This window comes from Segeticoccus sp. (genome assembly GCF_035708005.1).
Map to the genome: position 1 here is coordinate 1 of NZ_DASSTI010000183.1, position 25,013 is coordinate 25,013.

25 protein-coding genes are annotated in these 25,013 nt (G+C 70.0%); 15 read left to right on the plus strand and 10 right to left on the minus strand.

Annotated elements, in window-relative coordinates; translation table 11 throughout:
• From VFL99_RS17390 to VFL99_RS17415, 6 genes are all read left to right on the plus strand, one after another.
• Nucleotides 1–1,389, plus strand: a 1,389-nt coding sequence (locus VFL99_RS17390) for an acyl-CoA carboxylase subunit beta (protein ID WP_325107626.1), incomplete at its 5' end; no start/stop codon positions are given.
• On the plus strand, nucleotides 1,389–1,613 hold the full coding sequence (locus VFL99_RS17395) for an acyl-CoA carboxylase epsilon subunit (protein ID WP_325107627.1): 225 nt from the start codon (nucleotides 1,389–1,391) through the stop codon (nucleotides 1,611–1,613). The genes VFL99_RS17390 and VFL99_RS17395, both read left to right, overlap by 1 nt.
• A 160-nt stretch (nucleotides 1,614–1,773) precedes the next feature.
• A complete protein-coding gene (locus VFL99_RS17400; RefSeq protein WP_325107628.1) occupies nucleotides 1,774–3,477 on the plus strand; it encodes a DUF885 domain-containing protein in 1,704 nt (567 codons plus the stop codon).
• A 200-nt stretch (nucleotides 3,478–3,677) separates the two neighbouring features.
• Nucleotides 3,678–5,039, plus strand: coding sequence for an ABC transporter substrate-binding protein (locus VFL99_RS17405; protein ID WP_325107629.1), 1,362 nt, complete (start codon nucleotides 3,678–3,680; stop codon nucleotides 5,037–5,039).
• 1 nt (nucleotide 5,040) lies between these two features.
• Nucleotides 5,041–5,952, plus strand: coding sequence for a carbohydrate ABC transporter permease (locus VFL99_RS17410; protein WP_325107630.1), 912 nt, complete (start codon nucleotides 5,041–5,043; stop codon nucleotides 5,950–5,952).
• Nucleotides 5,949–6,842 carry a carbohydrate ABC transporter permease gene (locus VFL99_RS17415; protein ID WP_325107631.1) on the plus strand — a complete coding sequence of 298 codons (894 nt, stop codon included), beginning with the start codon at nucleotides 5,949–5,951 and terminating at the stop codon, nucleotides 6,840–6,842. The genes VFL99_RS17410 and VFL99_RS17415 overlap by 4 nt, the downstream gene beginning before the upstream one ends.
• Before the next feature lie 18 nt (nucleotides 6,843–6,860).
• Here the strand turns inward: VFL99_RS17415 and VFL99_RS17420 are convergent, their stop codons facing one another.
• Nucleotides 6,861–8,735 (minus strand): Na+/H+ antiporter, encoded by a 1,875-nt coding sequence (locus VFL99_RS17420; protein WP_325107632.1) that lies wholly within the window; start codon nucleotides 8,733–8,735, stop codon nucleotides 6,861–6,863.
• 92 nt (nucleotides 8,736–8,827) lie between these two features.
• On the opposite strand from VFL99_RS17420, the gene VFL99_RS17425 reads away from it, so the two are divergent.
• On the plus strand, nucleotides 8,828–9,358 hold the full coding sequence (locus VFL99_RS17425; RefSeq protein WP_414713799.1) for a YbhB/YbcL family Raf kinase inhibitor-like protein: 531 nt from the start codon (nucleotides 8,828–8,830) through the stop codon (nucleotides 9,356–9,358).
• Between the two features lie 165 nt (nucleotides 9,359–9,523).
• On the opposite strand, the gene VFL99_RS17430 is transcribed toward VFL99_RS17425, so the two are convergent.
• Nucleotides 9,524–10,318: a hypothetical protein gene (locus tag VFL99_RS17430; protein WP_325107633.1), complete on the minus strand. Its 795-nt coding sequence runs from the start codon at nucleotides 10,316–10,318 to the stop codon at nucleotides 9,524–9,526.
• 400 nt (nucleotides 10,319–10,718) lie between these two features.
• Between VFL99_RS17430 and VFL99_RS17435 the strand changes: the two genes are divergently transcribed.
• Complete coding sequence (locus VFL99_RS17435; RefSeq protein ID WP_325107634.1) at nucleotides 10,719–11,402, plus strand: Maf family protein; 684 nt, start codon at nucleotides 10,719–10,721, stop codon at nucleotides 11,400–11,402.
• Nucleotides 11,403–11,453: 51 nt separating this feature from the next.
• Here VFL99_RS17435 and VFL99_RS17440 read toward each other — a convergent pair whose 3' ends face one another.
• The gene (locus VFL99_RS17440; protein WP_325107635.1) at nucleotides 11,454–12,233 is read right to left on the minus strand and encodes a helix-turn-helix transcriptional regulator; all 780 of its coding nucleotides are present in this window, start codon (nucleotides 12,231–12,233) and stop codon (nucleotides 11,454–11,456) included.
• A 55-nt stretch (nucleotides 12,234–12,288) separates the two neighbouring features.
• Nucleotides 12,289–12,870 (minus strand): helix-turn-helix transcriptional regulator, encoded by a 582-nt coding sequence (locus VFL99_RS17445; RefSeq protein ID WP_325107636.1) that lies wholly within the window; start codon nucleotides 12,868–12,870, stop codon nucleotides 12,289–12,291.
• A gap of 314 nt (nucleotides 12,871–13,184) precedes the next feature.
• Here VFL99_RS17445 and VFL99_RS17450 point away from each other — a divergent pair, with 314 nt between their 5' ends.
• Entirely contained in the window at nucleotides 13,185–13,454 is a 270-nt protein-coding gene (locus VFL99_RS17450; protein WP_325107637.1) for a hypothetical protein, read from the plus strand.
• 10 nt (nucleotides 13,455–13,464) lie between these two features.
• Nucleotides 13,465–13,788: a hypothetical protein gene (locus VFL99_RS17455; RefSeq protein WP_325107638.1), complete on the plus strand. Its 324-nt coding sequence runs from the start codon at nucleotides 13,465–13,467 to the stop codon at nucleotides 13,786–13,788.
• 53 nt (nucleotides 13,789–13,841) lie between these two features.
• Here VFL99_RS17455 and VFL99_RS17460 read toward each other — a convergent pair whose 3' ends face one another.
• The 3 genes from VFL99_RS17460 to VFL99_RS17470 form a co-directional block, all read right to left on the minus strand.
• On the minus strand, nucleotides 13,842–14,597 hold the full coding sequence (locus VFL99_RS17460) for a trypsin-like serine protease (RefSeq protein WP_325107639.1): 756 nt from the start codon (nucleotides 14,595–14,597) through the stop codon (nucleotides 13,842–13,844).
• 149 nt (nucleotides 14,598–14,746) lie between these two features.
• Nucleotides 14,747–16,339 carry an acyl-CoA carboxylase subunit beta gene (locus VFL99_RS17465; RefSeq protein WP_325107640.1) on the minus strand — a complete coding sequence of 531 codons (1,593 nt, stop codon included), beginning with the start codon at nucleotides 16,337–16,339 and terminating at the stop codon, nucleotides 14,747–14,749.
• Nucleotides 16,340–16,427: 88 nt separating this feature from the next.
• Nucleotides 16,428–17,612 (minus strand): acyl-CoA dehydrogenase family protein, encoded by a 1,185-nt coding sequence (locus tag VFL99_RS17470; RefSeq protein ID WP_325107641.1) that lies wholly within the window; start codon nucleotides 17,610–17,612, stop codon nucleotides 16,428–16,430.
• Between the two features lie 54 nt (nucleotides 17,613–17,666).
• Here VFL99_RS17470 and VFL99_RS17475 point away from each other — a divergent pair, with 54 nt between their 5' ends.
• From VFL99_RS17475 to VFL99_RS17495, 5 genes are all read left to right on the plus strand, one after another.
• Complete coding sequence (locus VFL99_RS17475; RefSeq protein ID WP_325107642.1) at nucleotides 17,667–18,095, plus strand: MerR family transcriptional regulator; 429 nt, start codon at nucleotides 17,667–17,669, stop codon at nucleotides 18,093–18,095.
• Nucleotides 18,096–18,141: 46 nt separating this feature from the next.
• Entirely contained in the window at nucleotides 18,142–18,774 is a 633-nt protein-coding gene (locus tag VFL99_RS17480; RefSeq protein ID WP_325107643.1) for a DinB family protein, read from the plus strand.
• An 89-nt stretch (nucleotides 18,775–18,863) separates the two neighbouring features.
• Nucleotides 18,864–20,381: an MmgE/PrpD family protein gene (locus VFL99_RS17485; RefSeq protein ID WP_325107644.1), complete on the plus strand. Its 1,518-nt coding sequence runs from the start codon at nucleotides 18,864–18,866 to the stop codon at nucleotides 20,379–20,381.
• Nucleotides 20,381–21,280 carry a methylisocitrate lyase gene (prpB, locus tag VFL99_RS17490; RefSeq protein WP_325107645.1) on the plus strand — a complete coding sequence of 300 codons (900 nt, stop codon included), beginning with the start codon at nucleotides 20,381–20,383 and terminating at the stop codon, nucleotides 21,278–21,280. The genes VFL99_RS17485 and prpB overlap by 1 nt, the downstream gene beginning before the upstream one ends.
• A gap of 32 nt (nucleotides 21,281–21,312) precedes the next feature.
• The gene (locus VFL99_RS17495) at nucleotides 21,313–22,428 is read left to right on the plus strand and encodes a bifunctional 2-methylcitrate synthase/citrate synthase (protein WP_325107647.1); all 1,116 of its coding nucleotides are present in this window, start codon (nucleotides 21,313–21,315) and stop codon (nucleotides 22,426–22,428) included.
• A 4-nt stretch (nucleotides 22,429–22,432) separates the two neighbouring features.
• Here VFL99_RS17495 and VFL99_RS17500 read toward each other — a convergent pair whose 3' ends face one another.
• The 3 genes from VFL99_RS17500 to VFL99_RS17510 form a co-directional block, all read right to left on the minus strand.
• Entirely contained in the window at nucleotides 22,433–23,797 is a 1,365-nt protein-coding gene (locus tag VFL99_RS17500; protein WP_325107648.1) for a short-chain fatty acid transporter, read from the minus strand.
• 65 nt (nucleotides 23,798–23,862) lie between these two features.
• Nucleotides 23,863–24,453: a TMEM175 family protein gene (locus tag VFL99_RS17505; RefSeq protein ID WP_325107649.1), complete on the minus strand. Its 591-nt coding sequence runs from the start codon at nucleotides 24,451–24,453 to the stop codon at nucleotides 23,863–23,865.
• A 214-nt stretch (nucleotides 24,454–24,667) separates the two neighbouring features.
• Nucleotides 24,668–25,013 (minus strand): HNH endonuclease signature motif containing protein (locus tag VFL99_RS17510; protein WP_325107650.1); only part of this gene is annotated, 346 nt, incomplete at its 5' end.

Below are 25,013 nucleotides of genomic sequence, written 5' to 3' on the forward strand. Positions count from 1 at the left end.
GGGATGGAGGCCCGGCGACCGTACGGAGACGGCGTGATCACCGGCTTCGGAACCATCGGCGGTCGCCCGGTCTGCGTCTTCTCCCAGGACTTCACGGTGTTCGGCGGTTCGCTGGGACAGGTGTTCGGCGAGAAGATCGTCAAGGTCATGGACCTGGCGATGAAGACCGGCTGCCCGGTGATCGGCATCAACGACTCCGGCGGCGCCCGCATCCAGGAGGGCGTGGTCTCCCTCGGCCTGTACGGCGAGATCTTCCGGCGCAACGTGCACGCCTCCGGGGTGATCCCCCAGATCTCGCTGATCATGGGACCCTGCGCCGGCGGGGCCGTCTACTCCCCCGCCGTCACCGACTTCACCGTGATGGTCGACCAGACCTCGCACATGTTCATCACCGGCCCCGACGTGATCAAGACGGTCACCGGCGAGGACGTGTCGATGGAGGACCTCGGCGGCGCCCGGGCGCACAACACCAAGTCCGGCAACGCCCACTACATGGCCCACGACGAGTCCGACGCGATCGAGTACGTCAGGGCGCTGCTGTCCTTCCTGCCTCAGAACAACCTCGACGAGCCCCCGTCGTACGACGAGCAGGCGGACCTCGAGATCAGCGACGAGGACCGCGCGCTCGACACGCTCGTGCCGGACAGCCCGAACCAGCCCTACGACATGCACACCGCGATCGAGTCGGTGCTCGACGAGGGCGACTTCCTCGAGGTCCAGGCGATGTTCGCGCCGAACATGGTCGTCGGCTTCGGCCGCGTCGAGGGCCACCCGGTCGGCGTGGTCGCCAACCAGCCGATGCAGTTCGCCGGCACCCTCGACATCGACGCCTCGGAGAAGGCCGCGCGGTTCGTGCGCACCTGCGACGCCTTCAACATCCCGGTGCTGACCTTCGTCGACGTGCCCGGCTTCCTGCCCGGCACCGACCAGGAGTGGAACGGCATCATCCGCCGGGGCGCCAAGCTGATCTTCGCCTACGCGGAGGCCACCGTGCCGCTGGTCACCGTCATCACGCGCAAGGCCTACGGCGGCGCGTACGACGTCATGGGCTCCAAGCACCTCGGCGCCGACGTCAACCTCGCCTGGCCGACGGCGCAGATCGCCGTCATGGGCGCCCAGGGCGCGGTGAACATCCTCTACCGCAAGCAGATCAAGCAGGTCACCGAGGAGAGCGGCGGCGACCCGGAGGCCATCGAGGCCGCACGGCAGAAGTTCATCCAGGAGTACGAGGACACCCTCGCCAACCCCTACATCGCCGCCGAGCGCGGCTACGTGGACTCGGTCATCCCGCCCTCCTACACCCGCTCCTACATCATCAAGGCCCTGCGAGCGCTGCGGACCAAGCGGGAATCGCTGCCCGCCAAGAAGCACGGGAACATCCCCCTCTGATGACCGACGACGACCCGACCCCCACGACGCCGCAGCTGCGGATCGTCCGCGGCGCCCCGTCGGCCGAGGAGCTCGCCGCGCTCGTCACTGTGCTGGCCGCGGCCGGCGCCGGCGCACACGAGTCACCACGACAGGCGTCCCGCTGGGCCGCCCGTGACCGGCTCGTGGGCGCGGCGCCCGGCCACGGGCCCGGCCAGTGGCGCGCCTCGGCCCTCCCCCGCTGAGGACTCTCGCGGCTCCTGCGGCGTGGCCGCTGACCGCTCTCGCGGCTCCTGCGACGTCGCCGCTGACCGCTCTCGCGGCTCCTGCGATGTCGCCGCTGACCCGGCATACCTCCTCCTCACTGGCCTGTGACAGCGGCACCGGCCGGTGTACCTTCGCCCGGTGACCAACGAGACTCCCGCGCAGCACGCGACGACCACCCGCCCGGCGACCGCGATCGACCGGGTCGCCGACGCCCACCTCGAGGCCGAGGTGGCGCTGAGCCCGTTGACGGCGACCTATCTCGGGATCCCCGGCCACGACGAGGACATCGACGACTTCTCCCCCGCCGGCTTCGCGCGGCAGTCCGAGCTGCGCCGGCAGACGCTCGCAGAACTGGAGTCCGCCGAGCCGGTGGACGACGTGGACCGCGTGACGCTCGCCGCGATGCGGGAGCGGCTGGGCCTCGCCGAGGAGATGCACGAGGCCGGCCTGGACGAGATGTCCCTCAACGTGATCGCCTCCCCGATGCAGGAGATCCGCGACGTCTTCGACCTCATGCCCACCGCCACCGATGAGGACTGGGCGGTGATCGCCCGGCGCATGGCGAAGGTCCCGCACGCGCTGGACACCTGGGTCGAGTCGCTGCTCGCCGCCAGGGCAGCCGGACGCGTCAGTCCGAAGCGCCAGGTCCGCTCCTGCATCAAGCAGTGCCTGGAGTTCACCAGCGAGGACGGCTACTTCGCCACGCTGGTCAGCGAGGCGAAGGCCGGCGACCAGCCGCTCGGCGACAGCGTGCGCCAGCTGCTGACGGACGCGGTGCGGCAGGCCTCCGACGCCTATGCCCGGCTGGCCGACACCCTGCGCACGGAGCTGCTCGACGCCGCGCCCGAGGCGGACGCCTGCGGCCGGGAGCGCTACCAGCTGATGTCGCGCTACTTCCTCGGCGCCACCATCGACCTGGCCGAGACCTACGCCTGGGGCCAGCAGGAGCTGGCGCGGATCACCGCCGAGATGGAGAAGGTCGCCGCCCAGATCAAGCCGGATGCCACCGTCAAGGAGGCGATCGCCGCGCTCGACGAGGACCCGCACTACCAGCTGCACGGCACCGACGAGCTGCAGCAGTGGATGCAGCGTCGCGCGGACGAGGCCATCGCCCACCTCGCCGACACCCAGTTCGACATCCCCGACCCCGTCCGCACGATCGAGTGCCGGATCGCCCCCACCCACACCGGGGGGATCTACTACACCGGGCCGAGCGAGGACTTCAGCCGTCCCGGCCGGATGTGGTGGTCGGTGCCCAAGGACGTGGACGACTTCGGCACGTGGCGGGAGCTGACCACCGTCTACCACGAGGGCGTCCCGGGCCACCACCTGCAGGTCGCGCAGACCGTCTACCGCTCCGAGATCCTCAACCGCTGGCGGCGCCTGGCCGCGTGGACCTCCGGTCACGGTGAGGGATGGGCCCTGTATGCCGAGTGGCTGATGGCCGACCTCGGCTACATGGACGACCCGGGAGACCGGATGGGGCTACTGGACGGCCAGTCCCTGCGCGCGGCGCGGGTCGTGCTCGACATCGGGGTGCACTGCGGCTTCGAGGCCCCCGAGGAGGTCGGCGGCGGCGAGTGGACCTATGACAAGGCGTGGCAGTTCCTGTGCGCGCACGCCAACATGCCGGAGGGCTTCCTGCGCTTCGAGCTCGACCGCTACCTCGGCTGGCCAGGGCAGGCGCCGTCCTACAAGATCGGCGAGCGGCTCTGGCTGCAGCTGCGCGAGGAGCTGCGGCAGCGGGAGGGCGCGGCCTTCGACCTCAAGCGCTTCCACCGCCGGGCGCTCGACATCGGCGGAGTCGGGCTCGACACCCTGCGTGAGGCCCTCCTGAGCTAGTCCGGCTGCCCGCTCGGTGACTAGTCCCATTGGTCCAGACCACCGTGATGGACACGACATGGTGGAGATCTGGCCAATGTCGTTGACACGCCTGCCCTCAGGTTGCAAGGTGCAGTCGGTGTCCCCTCAGGGCACCGTCGCGTCCGGCATCGTGGCCCGACGCGCCACTTCGGTCACAGCTTTTCGGGAAGGCTCACACGATGCGTCTCACCAAGACTCGGGCAGCGGCCGCGCTCGCCATCAGCGCCACCCTCGCCCTGTCCGCCTGTGGTGGCGGCAGCAGCAACAACGCCGGGGACGGCGGACAGACCTCCGGCAGCGACAGCAGCCAGGGCAGCACGCAGGGGGGCAACAGCAAGGACGTCGAGGTCTTCACCTGGTGGGCCGCCGGCGGCGAGAAGGCCGGTCTGGACGGCATGGTCTCGGTGTTCGACAAGCAGTGCTCGCAGTACCACTTCGTCAACGCTGCGGTGGCCGGGGGTGGGGGTGACAAGGCCAAGACGCTGCTGGCCAACAACCTCGAGGCCGGCAACCCGCCGAGCACCTTCCAGGCACACGCCGGTGGCGAGCTGACCGACTACATCGCCAACAACCAGGTGCAGGACATCACGTCGCTGTTCAAGGAGAACGGCTTCGACAAGGCCTTCCCCCAGGACCTCGTCGACCAGCTCACCGTCAACGGCAAGATCTACTCGGTCCCGGCCAACATCCACCGAGCCAACATGGTGTGGGTCAACCCCAAGGTGCTGAAGAAGGCCGGGATCAACCCCAACCAGGCGCCCGCCAGCGTGCAGGCGTGGATCTCCGACCTCGCCAAGCTCAAGAAGGCCGGTGTCGAGCACCCGCTCGCGATGTCCAAGGGCTTCGCCGAGGAGATGCTCATGGAGACCACGCTCCTGGGCGACCTGGGCGTGGACAAGTTCAACGGGCTGTGGGACGGCTCCACCAAGTGGGACAGCAAGGAGGTCACCTCCGCGCTGAACGACTTCAAGACGCTGATGAGCTACACCAACAGCGACCGCGACACCATGGACTGGGACGCCGCACTGGCGAAGTACGTCTTCCCCAAGAGCGGCGAGGCGCAGGCCGGCTACCAGGTCATGGGTGACTGGGTGCCCGCCCAGCTGATGACGCTCAACGTGCCGGACTCGGCATACACCTACTGGCCCGCGCCGGGCACGGACGGTGTCTACCAGTGGCTGTCCGACTCGTTCACCCTCCCGGTCAACGGCAAGGACCCCGAGGGCGCCAAGTGCTGGCTCAAGGTCGTGGGCAGCGCCGAGGGGCAGAAGGCGTTCAACACCAAGAAGGGCTCGATCCCGGCCCGCACGGACGCCAACCCGAAGGACTACCCGAAGTACCAGCAGTGGGCGATGAAGCAGTGGAAGTCCTCCAAGCTCGCCCCGTCGATGGCCCACGGGTCGGCTGGCCCCGGCGCCTGGAACAACGACATCCAGACGGCGATGAGCGCGTTCAGCTCCAACCCCGATGTGGGCAAGCTGCAGGGCACGCTGGTCACCCTCGCCCAGAAGTACTCGAGCTGGAAGAAGACCCTCGGCTGAGATGCCCCGCAAACTCCGCGAGTGGGGGCCTGGGCTCCTGCTCATCTCCCCCTCGCTCATCCTCGTCGGCTTCTTCGTCTACGGCCTGATCGGCTGGACGGCGAACATCTCGCTGACCAACGACAACAGCCGGTTCGAACGCAAGATCGGCGTGGACCCGTCGGCCCACGTGGGTTTCGCCAACTACGGCACGCTGTTCAGCAACCCGGGCTTCGTCAACTCGCTGAAGCACATGCTGATCCTGGCGGTGGTCTACATCGCCGGGGCGCTGTTCTTCGGGTTGCTGTGGGCCATGCTGCTGGAGAAGGGACTCAAGGCCGAGGGGTTGTTCCGCGCGGTCTACCTCTTCCCGATGGCGGTGTCGATGTTCGCCTCCGGGGTGGTCTGGAACTGGTTGCTCAACAGCGACACCGGTTCCAGCGCCTCGGGGCTGAACCAGCTGTTCGACATGATCGGGCTGGGGTTCCTCAAGAACCAGTGGTGGGTGTCGAACCCGACGTGGGGCATCGCGGCGATCGCGATCCCGGCGGTGTGGCAGCTCTCGGGCTACATCATGGCGCTGTTCCTCGCGGGCTTCCGGGGCATCCCCGGTGAGCTCCGCGAGGCGGCGCGGATCGACGGGGCGAACGAGTTCCAGCTCTATCGGCACGTGCTGTTCCCCCAGCTGTCGCCGATCGCGCTGTCGGCGATGATCATCCTCGGCCACATGTCGCTGAAGATGTTCGACATCATCATGGCGATCTCCGGCGAGAAGAACGTGTTCACCTCGGTGCCGATGGTGATCATGTGGACCCTCACCGGGCAGCAGGACTTCTCCCAGGCCGCGGCGGTGGCGATCATCCTGCTGCTGGCGGTCGCCCTGCTGGTCGTGCCCTACCTCGTGCACAACGCCCGTCAGGAGAAGCAGGCATGACGACCGTCCAGACGGCCGCGGAGCAGCTGCCGGCTCCCCCTGCGGCCGAGCGCCGGCGCAAGGTGACGAAGCGCACCCGCGGCGGTCAGGTGGTCCGGCTGGTGCTGCTCGTCTTCTTCCTCGTCGTCGTGCTGATCCCGGCCTATGTCCTGGTCGTGACCAGCTTCAAGTCCTTCGACGAGGCGCTCAGCCCGAACCGGTGGGCCCTGCCCAGCGGGCTGTCCATGGAGGGCTGGTCGGCCGCGTGGCACACGCTCAGCCCGGCCCTGCTGCGCACGGTGCTCCTCGCGGTCCCGGCCGCGGTGATCGCCTCGCTGCTGGGGTCGATGAACGGCTTCGTGCTGTCGCGGTGGCGCTTCCCGGGCGCGAACGTCGTGTTCACGTTGATCCTGTTCGGGATGTTCATCCCCTACCAGGCGGTCATGGTGCCGCTGTTGGAGTTCCTGCCGGCCACGGGACTGCCGCGCGGGGTGCCGCAGCTGATGCTCGTGCACATCGTCTACGGCATCCCGATCTGCACGCTGATCTTCCGCAATTACTACCAGACCACCGTCCCGAACGAGCTGATCGAGGCCGGACGGGTCGACGGCGCGGGGATGCTGCGCACCTTCTGGTCGTTGATCCTGCCGCTGTCGGCTCCCGGTTTCGTCGTGACGATCATCTGGGAGTTCACCTCGATCTGGAACGACTACCTGTTCGCCGTGTTCCTCTCCAGCAAGGACAACGGCCCGGTCATCCTGGGGCTGGCCAACCTGGCCGGCTCGCAGATCGTGCCCTACCCCGAGGTCATGGCCGGCGCGCTGCTGGTCACCGCACCGACCCTGCTGGTCTACATCCTGCTCGGCCGCTGGTTCGTCGGCGGGCTGATGGCCGGCGCCGTCAAGAGCTGACCTGCCCGGGCTCGAGTCTCAGTCCATCAACTCGTCGACGAAGCACCAGCGCCAGCGCTCACCCGCCTCGAAGCTGCGCATCACCGGGTGACCGGTCTCCTCGTAGTGCTGGCTCGCGTGGCGCCCCTCGGAGCTGTCACAGCAGCCGACGTGGCCGCACGCGAGGCACAGCCGCAGGTGCACCCAGGTCATCCCCCGAGCGAGGCACTCCTCACAACCCTCCGGCGTGCGCGGGGCGGCGTGGCGCGGCGCCGACTGCAGGTGCTCACAGTCGCCGCGACTGTCCTCAGGCACGGTGACCGGCGAGGAGAGCCGCTCGTTCCGGTCCTCCGCGCGGTCCAGCATCGACTCCTCGAGGTCGAGTGCCCCCATGACGTCGTCGAGCACCTCGTGGTCGGCGCTGCCCGCATCGCGGATCTCGAGCACCGCCCGGCGCTCGGCGGCGAGCATCTGCAGCCGGAGTCGGCGGTAGGCCTCGCTCGGCGTCTCCAGCTCAGCCTGCGTCGGCCCCAGGCGCTCCCACGCGGCGTTGACCCGCCGCTCCAGCCGGGTGCGCAACTGCTCCACCGTCCCACCGTCGGCCCCGGCACCGAGACGGTCGAGCTCGGCGAGCCCGGCATTCGCGGCGACCTGCAGGATGCGCGCCTCCTGCAGCGCGTCCTCGCGCGGATCCGGCCCGCGCACGTCGAGTCGGCGGGTCAGCGCGGGCAGTGTGGAGCCCTGGAGCAGCAACGTGCCGGCGGTGACCACCATGGCCGCGAGGATCAGCACCTCGCGCGAGGCGGTCTGGGCCGGCAGAGCGAAGGCGGCTGCCAAGGTGACCACGCCGCGCATACCGGCCCAGGACAGGATCAGCGCGTTCTTGGGCGGGGTGTGGCTGCCGAGCTGACGCCAATCCAGCCACGTGGCCGGGAAGCGCACGAGGAAGATCCACATCGGCCGGGTCAGCAGGACCACCGCCAGCGTGGCGAAGCACAGCAGTGTGGCCACCCCACCGCCGAGGGCGGAGACGCCAGCGTCCCGCACGATCCTGGCCGCCTGCAGGCCAATGAGGAGGAAGACGACGTTCTCGAGCAGGAACTGCACCGTCGACCAGTTGATCCTCGCCTGCAGCCGGCCGCTGGCCGTCTGCTGCACCGGTGCGTTGTGGGCGATGAGCAGACCCGCCACGACGACCGCCAGGACGCCGGATCCGTGGATCTTCTCGGCCGGCAGGTAGGCGAGGTAGGGCGTCACGAACGACAGCGCCGTGTTGACGACCGGGCTCTCCACCCGCTGGTGCACCTGGCCCAGGACCGCGGCCACGACGACACCGACGACCAGGCCGCCGACCAGCGACTCCAGGAAGCTGACCGTCACGTAGCCGGCCGTGACCGACCCCGCCGTCCCGGTGATCGCCACGGTCGCGGTGCGCAGCAGCACCAGGGCGGTCGCGTCGTTGACGAGCGACTCCCCCTCGAGCAGCGTGACGAGGCGCCGGGGCAACCCGATGCGCCGGCCGATCGACGTCGCGGCCACCGCATCCGGCGGGCCCACCACCGCACCGAGGGCGAAGGCTGACGTGAACGGAACGGGGAAGATCGCCCAGATCACCACCCCCACGGAGAGGGCCGTGACGACCACCATGGCCACCGACAGGAAGCCGATGGCCTGGATGTTGGCCCGGAAGTCGACCAGTGACGTGCCGATCGCTGCGGCGAAGAGGAGTGGCGGCAGGAGACCGACGAGCACCAGCTCGGAGCTGAGCTGGACCTGCGGCACGATCGGCAGGAACGACGCGACGACCCCGACGACCGTCAGGAGCAGCGGCGCGGAGACCTTCAGGCGGTGCGCGACCTCGGTGCCGACCAGCACGGTGAGGGCCAGTGCGACGAGAGGGAGGGCGACGGACACGATCCCGAGTCTCGCAGGCATCGTCGGGCTGAGGCGCGGGCCGTTCGCCGTTAGCCTGTCCATCAAGCAGCGTCCAGCCGAGAGGAGCCACCGTGAGCGACCGGATCTACCCAGCGATCGAGGAGGTGCCGTCCTTCAAGGTCACCAGCACGGACGTCACCGACGGCCAGCCGATGGCCATGGCGCAGGTCAGCGGCGTCCTGGGTGCCGGGGGCCACGACGCCTCGCCGCAGGTGTCCTGGAGTGGCTTCCCCGAGGGAACCCGGAGCTTCGCGGTCACCGTCCACGACCCGGACGCGCCGACGCTCAGCGGCTTCTGGCACTGGGCCGTCGCCAACATCCCCGCCGCCACCACCGAGCTGCCCAGCGGCGCCGGCGACGCGGAGGGCAGCCAGCTGCCCGAGGGCGCGGTGCAGGTGCGCAACGACGCGGGGTCGATCGGCTACGTCGGCGCCGCGCCGCCGCCCGGGCACGGGCCGCACCGCTACGTGATCATGGTGCACGCCCTGGACGTCGACCACCTCGACCTCGACGAGGGCGCGACCCCCACCTTCCTGTCGTTCAGCCTGTTCGGGCACACCCTCGCCCGCGGTCAGCTCATCCCGACCTACGAGCAGAAGTAGGGCTGAGGGGGCGCCTCGGGACCACCCCGGCCACGTGCCGACTTCTGCACCCCCAACCCGCCAAGCCCCGGATCACCTCGGCCACGTGCCGACTTCTGCATCCCCCAACCCGTCAAGCCCCGGATCACCCCCGGCGGCGTGCCGACTTCTGCACCATGAGACGGGTCAGGCTGCCAGTTGTCGCCGACCCGGGAAGTGCCGCCGCCAGTCGTCCTTGACACGCGGCACCCGCATGCCGGCAGACATCATGGCCTTGACCAGGCGGTCGAGAGTGTCAGCGGGTGAGACGTTGAGGTCATCGGACACCAGCACCACGAACCTCCACCCGTCGTTGCCGAGGTCCTCCCGGCGGAGGATGTCGGCACCCCAGGCGCGCTCCCGCTCAATGTGCTGCCTCCCGTCATACTCGATCGCCAGCTTGAATGCGCGGTAGCCCAAGTCGATCCGTCGCTGAATCGCGCCGTACTCGTCCCGGATCTCGATGTTGATCTCCGGCTCGGGCAGCCCCGCGAACACCATGAGCAGCCGGGTCCGCGTCTCCTGGGGCGAGTCGACAGCCTGCCGGACCAATCGAGCAGCCGCGCGCGCCCGCCGTACGGCGCGGCCGCGCCACGTCCGGGCGGCTTCCTGCAGGGACTCCGGGCTGCACCGTCCGCGCTTGACGAGCGAGTCGCCAAGGACGACGAGATCAACGAGGGTGAGTCGGTCCGCCAGGTCCAGGAACGTCCGGGCCGGCGAGGTCACGCGTATGCCGTGTTGTCGCACCAGCGGCGGTTGCCGACGGTGCCGGTGGACGACGACTCCCTCGAGCTGACTCTTGCCGGCGCCGACGGACCCGAGGTGGACGTCCGGCTCGTCGGGGACGACACCACCGAGTAGGCGCGCCGCGGTGTGGTGGGTCGCGAAAGCGGCCTGCGGCACGGCGCGCAGTGCCGTCCGAACGGTCAGCTCCCACGTCACGCCAACCTCCGCCGACACGAACCAACCTCGAAACAGGCGCGTGAACGCCGGGCCGTACAGCCGCGTACGTGAATGTCCGGCGCGCAGTCCGTCTTCAAGCGCGAAGGGATGGCGGACGTCGAGTGGTCGGTCGGTCATTCCGCGACGATGGCACGCGTCTGCGGGTAGCCGCTGCCGTCATCCACAGGCCCAGACGCCGCCGGGCCCCGGATCACCTCGGCCGCGTGCCGACTTCTGCACCCCCCAACCCGCCGGGCCCGGATCACCCCGGCCATGTGCCGACTTCTGCACCCCCCAACCCGCCCGGGCCCGGATCACCTCGGCCGCGTGCCGACTTCTGCACCCCAGGCTGCCAAGCCCCGGATCACCCCCGGCCAGTCTGGGACTAGCCTGCCTCCTCGTGAGCTCCTCGACCGTCGCCCTCGTCCTCGCCTCCGCCTCCCCCGCACGGAAGGCGACGCTGGCACGCGCGGGCGTGCCGGCATACGCGCTCGTGTCGGGGGTCGACGAGGACGCGACGGTGGCCGAGGCCGGGCAGCGCTTCGGCGAGCTGGCCGCGGAGGACGTCGCGCTCGTCCTGGCCCGCGCGAAGTGCGAGGCAGTGGCCGGACGGCTTGACGGTGAGGACGCGCCCTCCGATGCGCCGGCGGAGGCGCTCGTGCTCGGTTGCGACTCGGTGCTGGAACTGGACGGCGAGGTCCACGGCAAGCCCGCCGACGCCGCGGACGCCGTCGCGCGCTGGAAGCGCATGCGCGGCCGCGCGGGCGTCCTGCACACCGGCCACTGGCTGATCGACCTGCGGGACCCGGACGAGGGCGGAACAGGCGCCACGATCGGCGCGACCGCCTCGACCACGGTGCACTTCGCCGACCTGTCCGACGAGGAGATCGACGACTACGTCGCGACGAGCGAACCGCTCCACGTCGCAGGGTCGTTCACGGTCGACGGGCTGGGCGGCGCGTACGTCACGCGCATCGAGGGCGACCACCACAACGTCGTGGGGCTCAGCCTGCCGCTGTTGCGTGAGCTGCTTGGTGAGGTGGGACTGCCCTGGCACGCGCTGCGCGAGCCGACCGGCTCCTGAGCGCCAAGGCCCGGCCCGGCTCCTGAGCGGCGGGATCCGCGGGATCGAGGCTCAGCTCACGACAGTGTGCGCGTCCCGTTCCAGCAGCGTGACGCGCGCGAGTGCCTCGGTCCGGCTGTTGACTCCCAGCTTGGCGTAGGCGTTCTCGAGGTGCTTGGCGACGGTCGCCTCGGAGATCCCCAGTGCCCGCGCCGCCTGCCGGTTCGTGCAACCGGTCCCGAGCAGCCGCAGCATGTCCCACTGCCGCGAGGAGAGCTCCGGCTGTCCGCGTAGTTCGCGCACCCGGCGCAGGTGCATCTCGACGAGGTAGGGCCGGAGCAGTGTCAGGAGCAGCACGTCACGCTCACTGAAGTCGGAACCGTCGCTGCGGTAGAGCACCAACCGGCGGTCGAGGGCGTCGATCGCGGGAACCGGCACCGAGACGAAGTGGCGCACCGCCACCCGGCCCATCCACGCCTTGAGCCGCATGTGCGTGAGGTCCCGCTGGCTGTGGAAGTCCGACAGCCGGCCGACGGTCCGGTGGTCCCCGGTCTGCTGCGGGTAGTTGACCGCGAGCGACTCGAAATACCCCTGCCAGCAGAGCTCTTCGGTCTCGTCGTCCCACTCGTCCGGGATGTCGGGGATGCCTTGGAAGTCACCCCAGCGACGAGCCGTGTCCATCAACACGAACGAGCAGTCGTCGCACCCGATCAACGCCATCACGTCCGCCAGGAACGACTGCGGCACCTGGTCATCCAGCCGATCCGGCCGGTGCGGACGGCACGGTCGAGTCGGGTCCAGCAGGCCATGGACCTTGCGCAGGTCGGCCGTCGTCACGCCCATCCGGCCCATCCGGCACCTCCTTTCATCAGCTCGCGAATCCCGCTTGACTGTCAGCCGACGACCGTCAGCTCACGGCGTGCTGCTCGAGCGCGCCGAGTCGCGCGAGGAGCTCGGTGCGACTGTTGACCTGCACCCGCGCGTAGACGTTCTCCAGGTGCTTGCCGACGGTCGCCTCCGAGATGCCCAGCTCCCGGGCAACTTGCCGGTTCGAGCTGCCGGCGGCGATCAGGCGGAGGATCTGCCACTGACGTGGCGTCAGCTCCGGCGCACCGTGCCGGCGACGCAGCTGCCGTAGGTGCAGCTCGACGATGCGTGGACGGAGCAGGCCGAGCAGCAGCACCTCCCGCTCGCTGAAGGCCGATCCGGCACGGCGGAGCAACCGCACCCGTCGCTCGCGCAGGTCGAGCACCGGCAACCGCACACACAACTCGTGCTGGCCGGCGGCCTCGTCGGTGAGCGGCAGGACGGGTGGTGGCGTGCCGGGAGCCGACTGGACGTCATACCACTGCCCTGCCGGGCCCCTGACCTGGAAGGTGACCGCGTCACAGGGGATGAGCGCGGCGAGGTCTGCCAGCAGCGAGGGCGCGATGGCATCCTCCGGCCCCGCCGGGCGGTCGTACTCCAACAGCCGCGCGACCCTGCTCACGTCTGTGGTCGTCGGGCCGGCTGCGCTCATCGCCACCGCCTCATCGCCACCGCCTCATCGCCACCGCCTCATCGCCACCGCCTCATCGCCACCGCCTCATCGCTCGGCGGCGATCGCGTCCCGGCGGTCTGGGCAACCGCCTCCCGGCCGAGAGGCTAGGCCCGGAGCGGTCCGGCCGACCATGCGGGGAACCCTGTAGGTGGCGCCTCGACCGGTTGCGCAAAACACCGTATGGCGGCTGGTTCCCTCCCGGCCTCACTGTGGGTGGCGAATCGCACCGGCGGTTCGCCACCATCCTCTTGGAGGAGGTCACCATGACCAAGCACCTGCACCGACTCATCCTCGCCGCCGCCGCGACCGTCGCCTTCGTCGTCGTCGGCGCCACGTCCGCACTCGCCATGGTGGAACTCCCCCAGGGCGGCCTTGACCACCCGGTCACCCACGCGCCCGCCGCCGCGGCCAGCACCGGCCAGTTCCCTTGGCTGTACGTCGGTCCCGCGATCGCTGCCGCGGTGATCATCGCCGTCGGGCTGTTCCTCGCCGTGCGCAGCCGGCACGAGACCAGCACCTTCGAAGGCGCCTGAGCGGTCGGCCATGAGCAGCCACCTGCATCGCCTGCTCCTCGCCACGGCGGTCACGATCATGGCCGTCGTGGCGGGCGCGGCCTCCGCGCTCGCCGGTGAGCTGCCGATCCCGCCTGACGGCGGGGTTCCCCGGGACGTCCTCCCGGGAGACCACTACCACTTCCCCGTGGTGTCGCGGCCGCCGGCGGCCCCCACCCCGTCACCGGCGTGGACGGTGCCGTGGGTGTACCTCGCTCCCTCGCTGGCGCTCTTCGCGCTGCTGCTGGGGCTGCTCCTCCTGCACGAGTACCACGTCCACCACTCCGACCACTCCCCACGACTGCGGGGAGTCTGACGACCGACGGCGGCTCTCCGTGCACCCCCGCACCAGCCCGGCGCCCAGGGGCGTCAGGGCAGGGTCACGTACGCGGCCAGGAACGATCGAGCGCTCGCGGTGTCGAGACGGTAGTCCACGTTGGTCGCCCGGCAGATCGCGTCCCCGGTGATCGTGGTCGCGGCGATGATGTCGCTGTCGCCCAAGAAGTTCGGCCCGCCGGAGTCGCCGTAACAGGTTCCGCCATCTCCGGTGGCCGGATTCATCGAGAGCCGCAGCCAGGACGGATTGACGGCGTCCAACGAACCCTTGGTCGCCATCCGCACGTCGTTGTAGAGGTAGTGGTGTCCGCCCTTGCCCCGGGTGACCTCGTAGGCGCCGAAGCCGACTGATGTGAACGACTGCCCGTGCTTGAGCGTGGAGAGTGACCCCGCAGCCGGAAGCTGGGCTGGTGCGATGTCACCGACCGGCTGCTCGAGGACCACCACCGCGATGTCGTGCGGGTTGCTCTGCTTCTGCGAGTAGGCCGGGTCGGCGTGGAACGTCCCCGTGTAGATCGTGTCCCCGTCCTGGTATGCCGACGCGAAGGTCACGCGCACCCTCTCGCCCTGGTCCCCGCAGTGGGCTGCGGTCAGGAAAATGTCCGCGGCAATGAGCGTGCCCGAGCAGTAGGTCCACGTCCCGTCGGAATAGGCCTGATCGGCCACCAGGGCACCGACGGCCGGGTGGCGGCTGCCGTCCGGGTGGCCGTGGGTGATCGCGGCAGCGGGGAGGGCGGCGGTGGCCAGACAGGCGAGCGCAGTGGCTCCGATGGCGAGGCGTCGAATCATGGCCGACATCGTGGCCCAGTCCTTCGGTCCGCGCCAGCCATCGTGCGAAACTCGGCCGCGTGCCGACCTCGACACCTGATTCCGGCCATCGAGCAGGACGGACTCGGCCGCGTGCCGACTTCTGCAGGGCGCCCGAGCGGCGGAGGGATCTAGACCGGCGGGACGCCGTGCCGACGTTCGCTGAAGCCACGGTCACGGCCGGCCGTGTAGCGCAGACGGCGCAACAGCTCGAACCGCAGTGCGTCGGCCTCGACGACCCCGTCGATGACCAGGTCCGCGGCGAGCCGCTCGAGGTCGACGTCCTCCTCGTACTCCGCGCGCCGGTCGGCGACGTAGCGCGCCCGTTCGTCCCCGTCTTCGATCGCGTTGATCTTGTTGGCGAAGACGGCGTTGACGGCCGCTTCCGGGCCCATGACCGCGATGCGCGCCGTGGGCAGGGCGAGGGTGGCGTCGGGGGCGAAGCCGGGCCCGGCCATCGCATAGAGCCCGGCGCCGTAGGCCTTGCGCAGGATGACCGAGAACTGCGGGACGGTGGCCTCGGAGACGGCGGTGATCATCTTGGCGCCGTGCCGGATGATGCCGGCGCGTTCCACGTCCGAGCCGATCATGAAGCCCGGCACGTCGGCGAGATAGACCAGCGGGATGTTGAACGCGTCGCACAGCCAGATGAACCGGGCCGCCTTGTCGGCACTGTCGACGAACAGGACCCCGCCCTTGACCGAGGAGTTGTTCGCGACGATGCCCACCGTCTCGCCCCCCAGGCGACCGAACCCGGTCACCAGCTCGGCGGCATACAGGGGTTTGAGCTCGAAGAACGAGTCGTCGTCGACGAGGCCCTCGATCACCTCGTGGACATCGAACGGCTGGCTCTCCTTCTCGGGCACGGTGTGCCGGGTGAGTGGCGCGCTCGGCTCCTCAGCGAGGTAGGAGGGGCGCTCGCTGCGCCAGTTCGACGGCACGTAGGAGAAGTAGAGCTTGGCCAGCTCGATGGCTTCGGCGTCGTCCTCGGCGAGCAGGTCGCCGCAGCCGGAGACCGAGCAGTGCATGCGGGCGCCGCCCATCTCCTCGAGCGACACCTTCTCGCCGACGACCATCTCGGCCATGCGAGGGCTGCCGAGGTACATCGAGGCGTTGCCGTCGACCATGATCACGATGTCGGTGAAGGCGGGGATGTAGGCGCCACCGGCGGCGGACGGGCCGAACAGACAGCAGATCTGGGGCACCTTGCCGGACAGCGCAACCTGGTTGTGGAAGATCCGGCCGGCACCACGGCGGCCGGGGAAGAGCTCCACCTGGTCGGTGATCCGGGCGCCGGCCGAGTCGACGAACCAGAAGATCGGCAGCTCCTCGCGCAGCGCCATCTCGGTGGCGCGGACGATCTTCTCGACGGTGCGCGCCCCCCAGGAGCCGGCCTTGACGGTCGGGTCGTTGGCGACCACGATCGCCGGCCGGCCGTCCACGGTACCGCGACCGGTGACCACCCCGTCGGCCGGGAGGCCCTGTGCCGTCGAGTTGGCGAAGCGCCCGTCCTCCACGAACGACCCCTCGTCGAAGAGCAGCGCGATCCGCTCCCGGACGTAGAGCTTGTGCTGCGACTCGAGCTTGGCTCGCCCCTTCTCCGACGGCGCGGCGGAGTCCTCGAAGGCACGTGCCAGCCGTCCACGGATGTCACCGACCCGGGCGTCCCCTCCCTCGGTGGACGGCGCGAAGGGGGCCTCGGGCTGGGTGGAAGGGGTCGTCATACCGGCTGCTCCTGCTTCGTGGACGACGGGTGGACTCTGTCCTGACGCTACTGCCGTGGCGGCGGGGCCGCGGGCGACGGCGGCGACGTCAGCTGGGCAGGCCCAGGCCGCGGGCGATGACCATGCGCTGCACCTCGCTGGTGCCCTCGCCGATCTCGAGGATCTTCGCGTCGCGGTAGAACCGGGCGACGGGGAACTCCTCCATGAACCCGTTGCCCCCGAAGACCTGGGTGGCGATGCGGGTCGCGGTGACGGCGGCCTCGGTGGAGTAGAGCTTGCAGATCGCCGCCGCCTGCTTGACCTCCTTCAGGGAGCGCCGGCCGGCGTGCAACTCGTCCTTGAGCCAGGCCGCCTTGTATGTCAGCTGGCGGGCGGCCTCGACCATCACCGCGAGGTCGGCCACCTGGAAGGAGACCCCCTGGTTGACGCCGATCGGCTTGCCGAACGCGAGGCGGGTCTTGGCGTACTCCGTCGACTCCTCGAGCATGCGCTGGGCGAGGCCGACGGCGAGCGCGCTGATCGCGATCCGGCCGTCGTCAAGGGTCTTGAGGAACTGCTTGAAGCCGTCGCCGCGGTTGCCCAGCAGGTTCGCCTCGGGCACCCGGCAGTTCTCGAAGGTCAGGCCATGGGTGTCGGAGACGTGCCAGCCGAGCTTGTCGTAGGGCGGCTCGACCGTGAAGCCGGGCGTGCCGGCCGGGACGGTGATCGCGCTGATCTCCGCCGAGCCGTCCTCCTTCTCACCGGTGCGCGCGGTGACGGTCACCACGGAGGTGATGTCGGTGCCGCTGTTGGTGATGAAGGCCTTGGCGCCGTTGAGGACCCACTGGCCGTCCTCGAGGCGGGCGCGGGTCCTCGTGGCGCCGGCGTCCGAGCCCGCTTCCGGCTCGGTGAGGCCGAAGCCGGCGAGTGCGCGCCCGGCGACCAGGTCCGGCAGCCACCGCTCCTTCTGCTCCTGCGAGCCGTAGGTGAGGATCGGGTTGATGCCCAGACCCACCCCGGCCGACAGCGTGATGCCGATCGACTGGTCGACCCGGCCGAGCTCCTCGATGGCGACGCACTGGAAGGTGAACGCCCCCTCGTCCTCGAGCCCGGCTCCTCCGAACTCCTCCGGCACGACGAGCCCGAACAGTCCCAGCTCCCCCATCTTGGGGATCAGGTCGGTCGGGAAGTGGTGCTGGCGGTCCCACTGGGCGATGTGCGGCTCGACCTCCCGCTCGGCGAAGTCGCGGACGACCTGGCGGAAGTCCTCGTGGTCCTTGCTCAGCTCGAACATGTGGGGTCCCTCGACGCATTGACGTTAACGTCAACGTAAAGCATGCTGGGCGTCGTGACAAGACGGGCAGCCCCCGAGGCGAGCATTCCCGATACGAGCGGGGTCGAGCCGACCTGGACCATCGCCGAGGTGGCCGAGGAGTTCGGCGTCACCCACCGCACCATCCGGCACTACGAGGAGCTCGGGCTGATCTCTCCCGAGCGCCGCGGCCTGCAGCGCGTCTACCACCGCCGCGACCGCACCCGGCTCGCCCTGATCCTGCGCGGCCGCCGCCTGGGCTTCCCCCTCGAGGAGATCCGCACCATCGTCAACATGTATGACGAGCCGCCGGGTGAGCAGGGCCAGCTCAGCTACCTGCTCGGCCAGATCGACGACCGCCGCCGAGACCTCGAGCAGCGGCGCCGGGACATCGAGGACTCCCTCACCGAGCTCGACGACCTGGAGCGGCGGTGCCGGGAGGACCTGCGCCGGCTGCGCTCCTGAACCGCGGCGCTGGATTCCGGCGCCGAACCTCGCCAAGATGCCTCGGGTGACGACTGCAGCCGACGGTTCCGAGTCCGTTCCGGACACACCCGACCTGTCCACCATGCCCCATGTGCCCACCCGGTGGTCGAAGGCCACCGATGTCCCCGACATGTGGCTCGACTCCTCCGACGACCCCCGCGAGGAGTCCTCCTCCGGCACGGATGAACGCAGCGTGCTGGTGGACTACCTGCGCCGCTACCGGCTCACCCTCGAGCTGAAGTGCGCCGACCTCGACCCCGCACAGCTGGCCACCCGGTCCGTCCCGCCGTCGAGCATGTCCCTGCTGGGACTGCTCCGGCACCTGTCCGACGTCGAACGTCACTGGTTCCGGCGGCAGATGGCCGGCCAGGACGCACCGCCGCTGTACTGGAGCGACCACGAGTCGGACGGCGACTTCGACGGTGCCGTCGGCGACCCGGCGGTCGTCGAGGACGCCTGGCAGCACTGGCGGGACGAGGTGGCCTTCGCCGAGCAGTTCGTGGCCGACAGCCCGGACCTCGGTGCCGTCGGCAAGGGCAGTCGCGTGCGGGACACACCGCTGCGGGACATCCTCGTGCACATGATCGAGGAGTACGCGCGCCACTGCGGCCACGCCGACCTGCTCCGCGAACGCATCGACGGCCGCGTCGGCCAGTAGCCCTCCCCCGCACCAGGCTCGATACGGCCGGGCCTGCTGCTGGACGCTCCCGAACCGGCACGGCTTGCCCCGCGGAGGAGAATGGGGGCATGGCGGTCTGTCGCGTGGAGGTCCATCGCAGTGGCGATGCCCTCCCGCGCGAAGACCAGTTGGCGTGGAAGATCGCGGAGGTTGCGGCGGATCCGGTCGAGGTCGACGACGACGTCACGCAGATGGTGGTCAACCGCCTCATCGACAACGCCGCGGTCGCCACGGCCTCACTGGCCCGCGCACCCGTCGCTGCCGCACGCGCCCAGGCCCGCGACCACCCGTACCAGCCCGGCGCCACCGTGTTCGGCGTGACCGGGCGCTACTCCCCGGAGTGGGCCGCCTGGGCCAACGCGGTCGCGGTGCGCGAGCTCGACTTCCACGACACCTTCCTCGCCGCCGAGTTCGCCCACCCGGGCGACAACATTCCCCCGGTGGTCGCGGTCGCCCAGCACGCGGCGGCACGGGGTCTCACCGGCCGGGACGTGGTCCGCGCCATCGCGACGGGCTACGAGGTCCAGATCGACCTGGCCCGCGCGATCGACCTGCACTCCCACAAGATCGACCACGTGGCCCATCTGGGCCCGTCGGTCGCGGCCGCCCTCGGCACGTTGTTGGGCCTGCGGCCGGAGGTGACCTACCATGCGATCGGGCAGGCGCTGCACACCACGACCGCCACCCGCCAGTCCCGCAAGGGCGAGATCTCCACGTGGAAGGCCTACGCACCCGCGTTCGCGGGCAAGGCCGCGATCGAGGCGGTGGACCGGGCGATGCGCGGCCAGACCAGCCCGGCCCCGATCTGGGAGGGCGAGGACGGCGTGGTGGCGTGGTTGCTGGACGGCCCGGACGCCTGTTACGAGGTCCACCTGCCGGCCGCCGGAGAGCCCAAGCGGGCCATCCTGGACTCCTTCACCAAGCAGCACTCGGCGGAATACCAGGCGCAGGCGTGGATCGACCTGGCCGCCCGGCTGGGCCGCGACCACCCGCACCTGCAGGATCCGGCCCACGTCACCGAGGTGCTCATCCGGACCTCGAACCACACCCACGCCGTGATCGGCTCCGGCGCGGGCGACCCGCAGAAGTACGACCCCGACGCCACCCGCGAGACCTTGGACCACTCGTTGCCGTACATCTTCGCCGTGGCGCTGCAGGACGGCGGGTGGCACCACGTGCGCTCCTACGAGCCCGAACGCGCCCACCGCTCCGACACGGTCGCGTTGTGGCGCAAGGTGCGCACTGTGGAGGATCCGGAGTGGACCCGCCGCTACCACTCCCTCGACCCGGCCGAACGAGCCTTTGGCGGGGAGGTCCAGATCCAAGCCACCGACGGCTCCGTCCTCACCGAGAAGATCGCCGTCGCCGACGCGCACCCGCACGGAGCGCAGCCGTTCGGTCGCGCCGACTACGTCGGCAAGTTCCGCACCCTCGCCGAGGGCGTGCTGCCCACGCAGGAGATCGACCGGTTCCTGGACCTGGCGCAGCGGCTGCCCGAGCTGGGAGCCGACGAGCTTGCCGGCCTGACCAGCACGGCCCCGGAGCAGTTCCTGACCCACGTCGCCGAACCGAAGGGGTTGTTCTGATGCTCTACGCGAACGCGACCGCTGCGGCCAAGCGGCAGGCGCTGCGCGCGCGACTCGCCTCCGGTGACCTCCTGCGCCTCCCCGGCGCGTTCAACCCCCTGTCGGCCCGGCTGATCGAGCGCAAGGGGTTCGACGGCGTCTACATCTCCGGCGCGGTCCTCTCGGCCGACCTGGGCCTGCCCGACATCGGGTTGACCACGCTGACCGAGGTGGCGACCCGCGCCCACCAGATCGCCCGGACGACCGATCTGCCGGCACTGGTCGACGTGGACACCGGCTTCGGCGAACCCATGAACGTCGCCCGCACGGTCCAGGAGCTCGAGGACGCCGGTGTCGCTGGCCTCCACATCGAGGACCAGGTGAACCCGAAACGGTGCGGACACCTCGACGGCAAGGAGGTCGTCGACGAGGCCACCGCCCGCAAGCGCATCCACGCCGCGGTCGACGCCCGCCGCGACCCCGACCTGCTGGTGATGGCGCGCACCGACATCCGGGCGGTGGCCGGGCTGCCGGCCGCTGTCGACCGGGCCAAGGCGCTCGTCGACGCCGGCGCCGACGCGATCTTCCCCGAGGCCCTGACCACCCTCACGGAGTTCGAGGCGCTCCGCCGTGCCATCGACGTGCCGATCCTGGCCAACATGACCGAGTTCGGGAAGTCCGAGCTGTTCACGGTCGACCAGTTGCGCGACGTCGGCGTGAACCTCGTGATCTGGCCCGTGTCGCTGCTGCGACTGGCGATGGGGGCTGCGGTCCGCGGACTCGATGAGCTCACCGAGCGGGGCGCCTTGACGGCCAAGCTCCCGGACATGCAGGACCGGGCGGAGCTGTACGACCTCCTCGACTACGAGGGCTACAACCACTTCGACGCGAACATCTTCAATTTCGAGGTCCGGTCGTGAACTGACCGGACCGCACGACGAGTGAGGCGAGCATGAACGATTCAACGGAGGTCAAGCAAGGACTGAACGGCGTCGTTGTCGACTACACGGCCATCTCGAGGATCGACCCGGCCACGAATTCCCTGCTCTACCGCGGCTATCCGGTGGAGGAGCTGGCTGGGCACGTGGACTTCGAAGCAGTCGCGTACCTGCTCTGGCACGGGGAGCTGCCCAGCGCCGCCGAGCTGGCGCGCTTCACCGCGACCGAGCGGTCTCGCCGCGCCCTGGACGCCAACGTCAAGCGGGTCATCGACGACCTGCCCACCGACACGCACCCCATGGACGTGCTGCGCACGGCGGTCAGCGTCATCGGCGCCAACGACACCGACGCGTGGGCCAGCGACCCCGAGGCAATCCTCGACAAGGGCCTCACCCTGTTCGCGAAGCTGCCGGCGATCGTCGCCTACGACCAGCGCCACCGGCACCAGCTGCCGCCCGTCCCGCCCCGAGACGACCTCGACTATGCCGCGAACTTCCTCTGCATGACGTTCGGCGAGGAGCCCGAGGAGGTCATCCGCCAAGCCTTCGCCACCTCGTTGGTCCTGTATGCCGAACACTCGTTCAACGCCTCGACGTTCACCGCCCGCGTCATCACCTCCACGCTGTCCGACTACTACTCCGCGATCGTCGGGGCGATCGGCGCGCTCAAGGGGCCCCTGCACGGCGGCGCGAACGAGGCGGTGCTGCACACCTTCGACGAGATCGGCGCCGCCGAGAACGTCCCGACCTGGCTCGCCGACGCACTGGACCACAAGCGCAAGGTCATGGGATTCGGGCACCGCGTCTACAAGAACGGCGACTCCCGGGTGCCCACGATGCAGGCCGCGCTGGACGCCCTCGTCGAGCACTACCGGCGGCCCGAGGTGCGCGACCTGTACGCCGCGCTGAAGGACGGCATGCAGGACCGCACCAACCTCAAGCCGAACCTCGATTACCCCTCCGGCCCCGTCTACCACCTGATCGGTTTCGACACCGAGGAGTTCACGCCGTTGTTCGTTGCCGCGCGGATGACCGGCTGGACCGCTCACATCCTCGAGCAGCGGGCCGCCAACCACCTCATCCGGCCGCTCGCGTCCTACACCGGGTTGGACGAGCGGCACGTCGCCTAGCTGTTCACCCCGCTCCGACGAGCACCATCGTCACGGCGAACACGACTCCGCTGACGATGAGCGTCACGGTGGTGAACCCGAGCACGTCGCGGATCCGCAGCCGGGCGATGGCGAGCAGCGGGATCGCCCAGAACGGCTGGATCATGTTGGTCCACTGGTCGCCGTAGGCGATGCCCATCGTGACGACGGCGGGGTCGACGCCCAGCTGCTTGGCTGCGTCGAAGAAGATCGGCGCCTGCACGGCAAATTGCCCACCGCCGCTGGGGACGAACATGTTGACCAGGCCGCCGGACAGGAACGCCCACAACCCCAGCGTCGCGGGCGAGGAGATGTGCACGAAGAAGTTGCTGAACACCTCGATCAGGCCGGTCGCCACCATCATCCCGAGGATCCCGGCATACAGGGGGAACTGGAGCAGGATGTCTCCCACGTTGCGCCCCGCGTCCGCAACGAGGCCGCCCAGCTCCTTCGGTGACCGGACGAGCAGCAGGATCAGCGCGAGGAAGGTCCAGTTGACGATGTCGAGGGTGAGCGCGAAGCCCTCCTGCGCGAAGTAGATGACCAGGTATGCCGCGAGCGCCACCCCGGCGAGCGTGGTCACCACACGGCTCGCGTCGATCCGCTCGGCCGGGGTGACGGTGCCGTCGCCCAGGTCCAGCGTGCCGTCCGAGCTCGACTCCTCGGAGGCGAGCCTGGCTCCCTCGGGAAGCTCGACGAGCCGATCTCGCGGGCCAGGGCGCAGCATCGCCATCGCTGCGGTCACCAACACGACGGCGGCGAGCGCGGCCAGCATGTTCCAGGTCGAGAAGATCGTCTCGGATACGGGGATGGTGCGGCCGACGAGCTTGTCGACGAAGCTGCCCGGCGTCGCGGCCGCGAGCGGGCCGGAGCCCGAGTAGCCCATGTGCCAGACGACGAATCCCGAGTAGCCACAGGCCACCAGCAGCGGGTAGTGCAGTCGCAGCCCGCGGGTGCGGGCACTGCGCGCCACCTCGACCGACAACAGCGCCGCGACCACGAGCCCGAGCCCCCAGGTGATGAGCGAGGCGACCGCCGCGGTGAAGGTGACGAACGCGTAGGCCTGCACCGGCGTCTGCGGCAGGGCGGCGAGGCGGTTGAGGAGCCGCCGCACCGGCCGGGTGTTGGCGAGCACATAGCCGAGCAGCAGGATCAGTGCCATCTGCGTCATGAACGCCAGCAGGCCGGTCAGCCCGTCACCCCAGGACCGCACCACCTCGACGGGTCCGGCGTCGGTGAGCGCGAGGGCGAGGATGCCGACGATGAAGGTGAGGATCACGGCGAAGACGAGCGAACCGGGCAGGTAGCGCTCGACGCCGCGCACGAGCGGGCGCGACAGGGCGCGCAGCATGACAGGACCTCCAGGGTGAGTGGATGGGGTCCGGTCACCCTAGCGACCGCCACGGCCGAGATGGCTCAGGCAGCCGGCCGGGACTCGCTGATGTAGCGCTCCATCCGGCGGTCCGGCACGACCCACAGGAGTGCCACGACGGCGAACATCGCCATGGAGAACGCTGGCTGCCACCAGGCACCGAGGATGCCGACGACGTAGAGCACCGGTGAGAGCTTCTCCTTCAGGCCCCGCCCGACGGCACGCCGCAGGTGCGAGCTCTCACCCTCGCTGCGGTAGCACATCCGCTGCATGACCACCCACGCCAGTGCGCACATCAGCAGGTCGATCCCGTAGCACGCCACCGGCGCCCGGGCGAAGTCGGAGCGGTCGGTCCACGCCGTGGTGAACGGCACGAGGGACAGCCAGAACAGCAGGTGCAGGTTGGCCCACAGCACGCGCCCGTCGATGCGCTGCACCAGCTGGAAGAAGTGGTGGTGGTTGTTCCAGTAGATCCCGATGTAGACGAAGGACAGGACGTAGGTCAGCAGGCCGCTGCCGACGCTGCCCAGGGCGGCGAACGAGTCCCCCGGCGGTGGCTTCAGCTCCAGCACCATGATCGTGATGATGACGGCCAGCACGCCGTCGCTGAACGCCTCCAGCCGGTTCGTCGGCACGGGTCACCTCCCGCTCGGTGAGCTCTCCAGCAGTATGCCGAGCACGCGCCACCGCTTGGCGTGGGCGCCCTGGCCGTGCCCCCGCCCGGGCAGGCCTCGCCACTCCGCCCGGGCCTTGCCACTCCGCCCGGGCCTTGCCGCGGGGCCGATGGCGGGCGCCCTTCAGGCATGGGTTGTTGCCCCGCCGGGTGTGGGCGGGGCTGGGGCGGGGTGGTCATAAGTGCCATCGGACTCCGGTGGTGGTGACGGTGGCGGTGAGGTTGTCGCGGTGGACGATGACGTGGTGTCGCTCGCACAGCAGGGCCGCGTTGAGCAGGCAGGTCTTCCCGCCGTCGATCCAGTGTTTGACGTGGTGGACGCGGGTCCAGGACGGGGGCCGGTCGCAGCCGGGGAAGGAGCAGCAGCGGTCCCGTTGGACCACGGCGGTGCGCAGGCCCTTGGTGAACAGGCGCTCTTGCCGGCCGACGTCCAGGGGTTCGGATTCTGAGCCGAGGACCATCGGGATGACCTCGGCGTCGCAGGCCAGGCGGCGCACGGTGCCGGCGTCGAGCAGGTCGCCT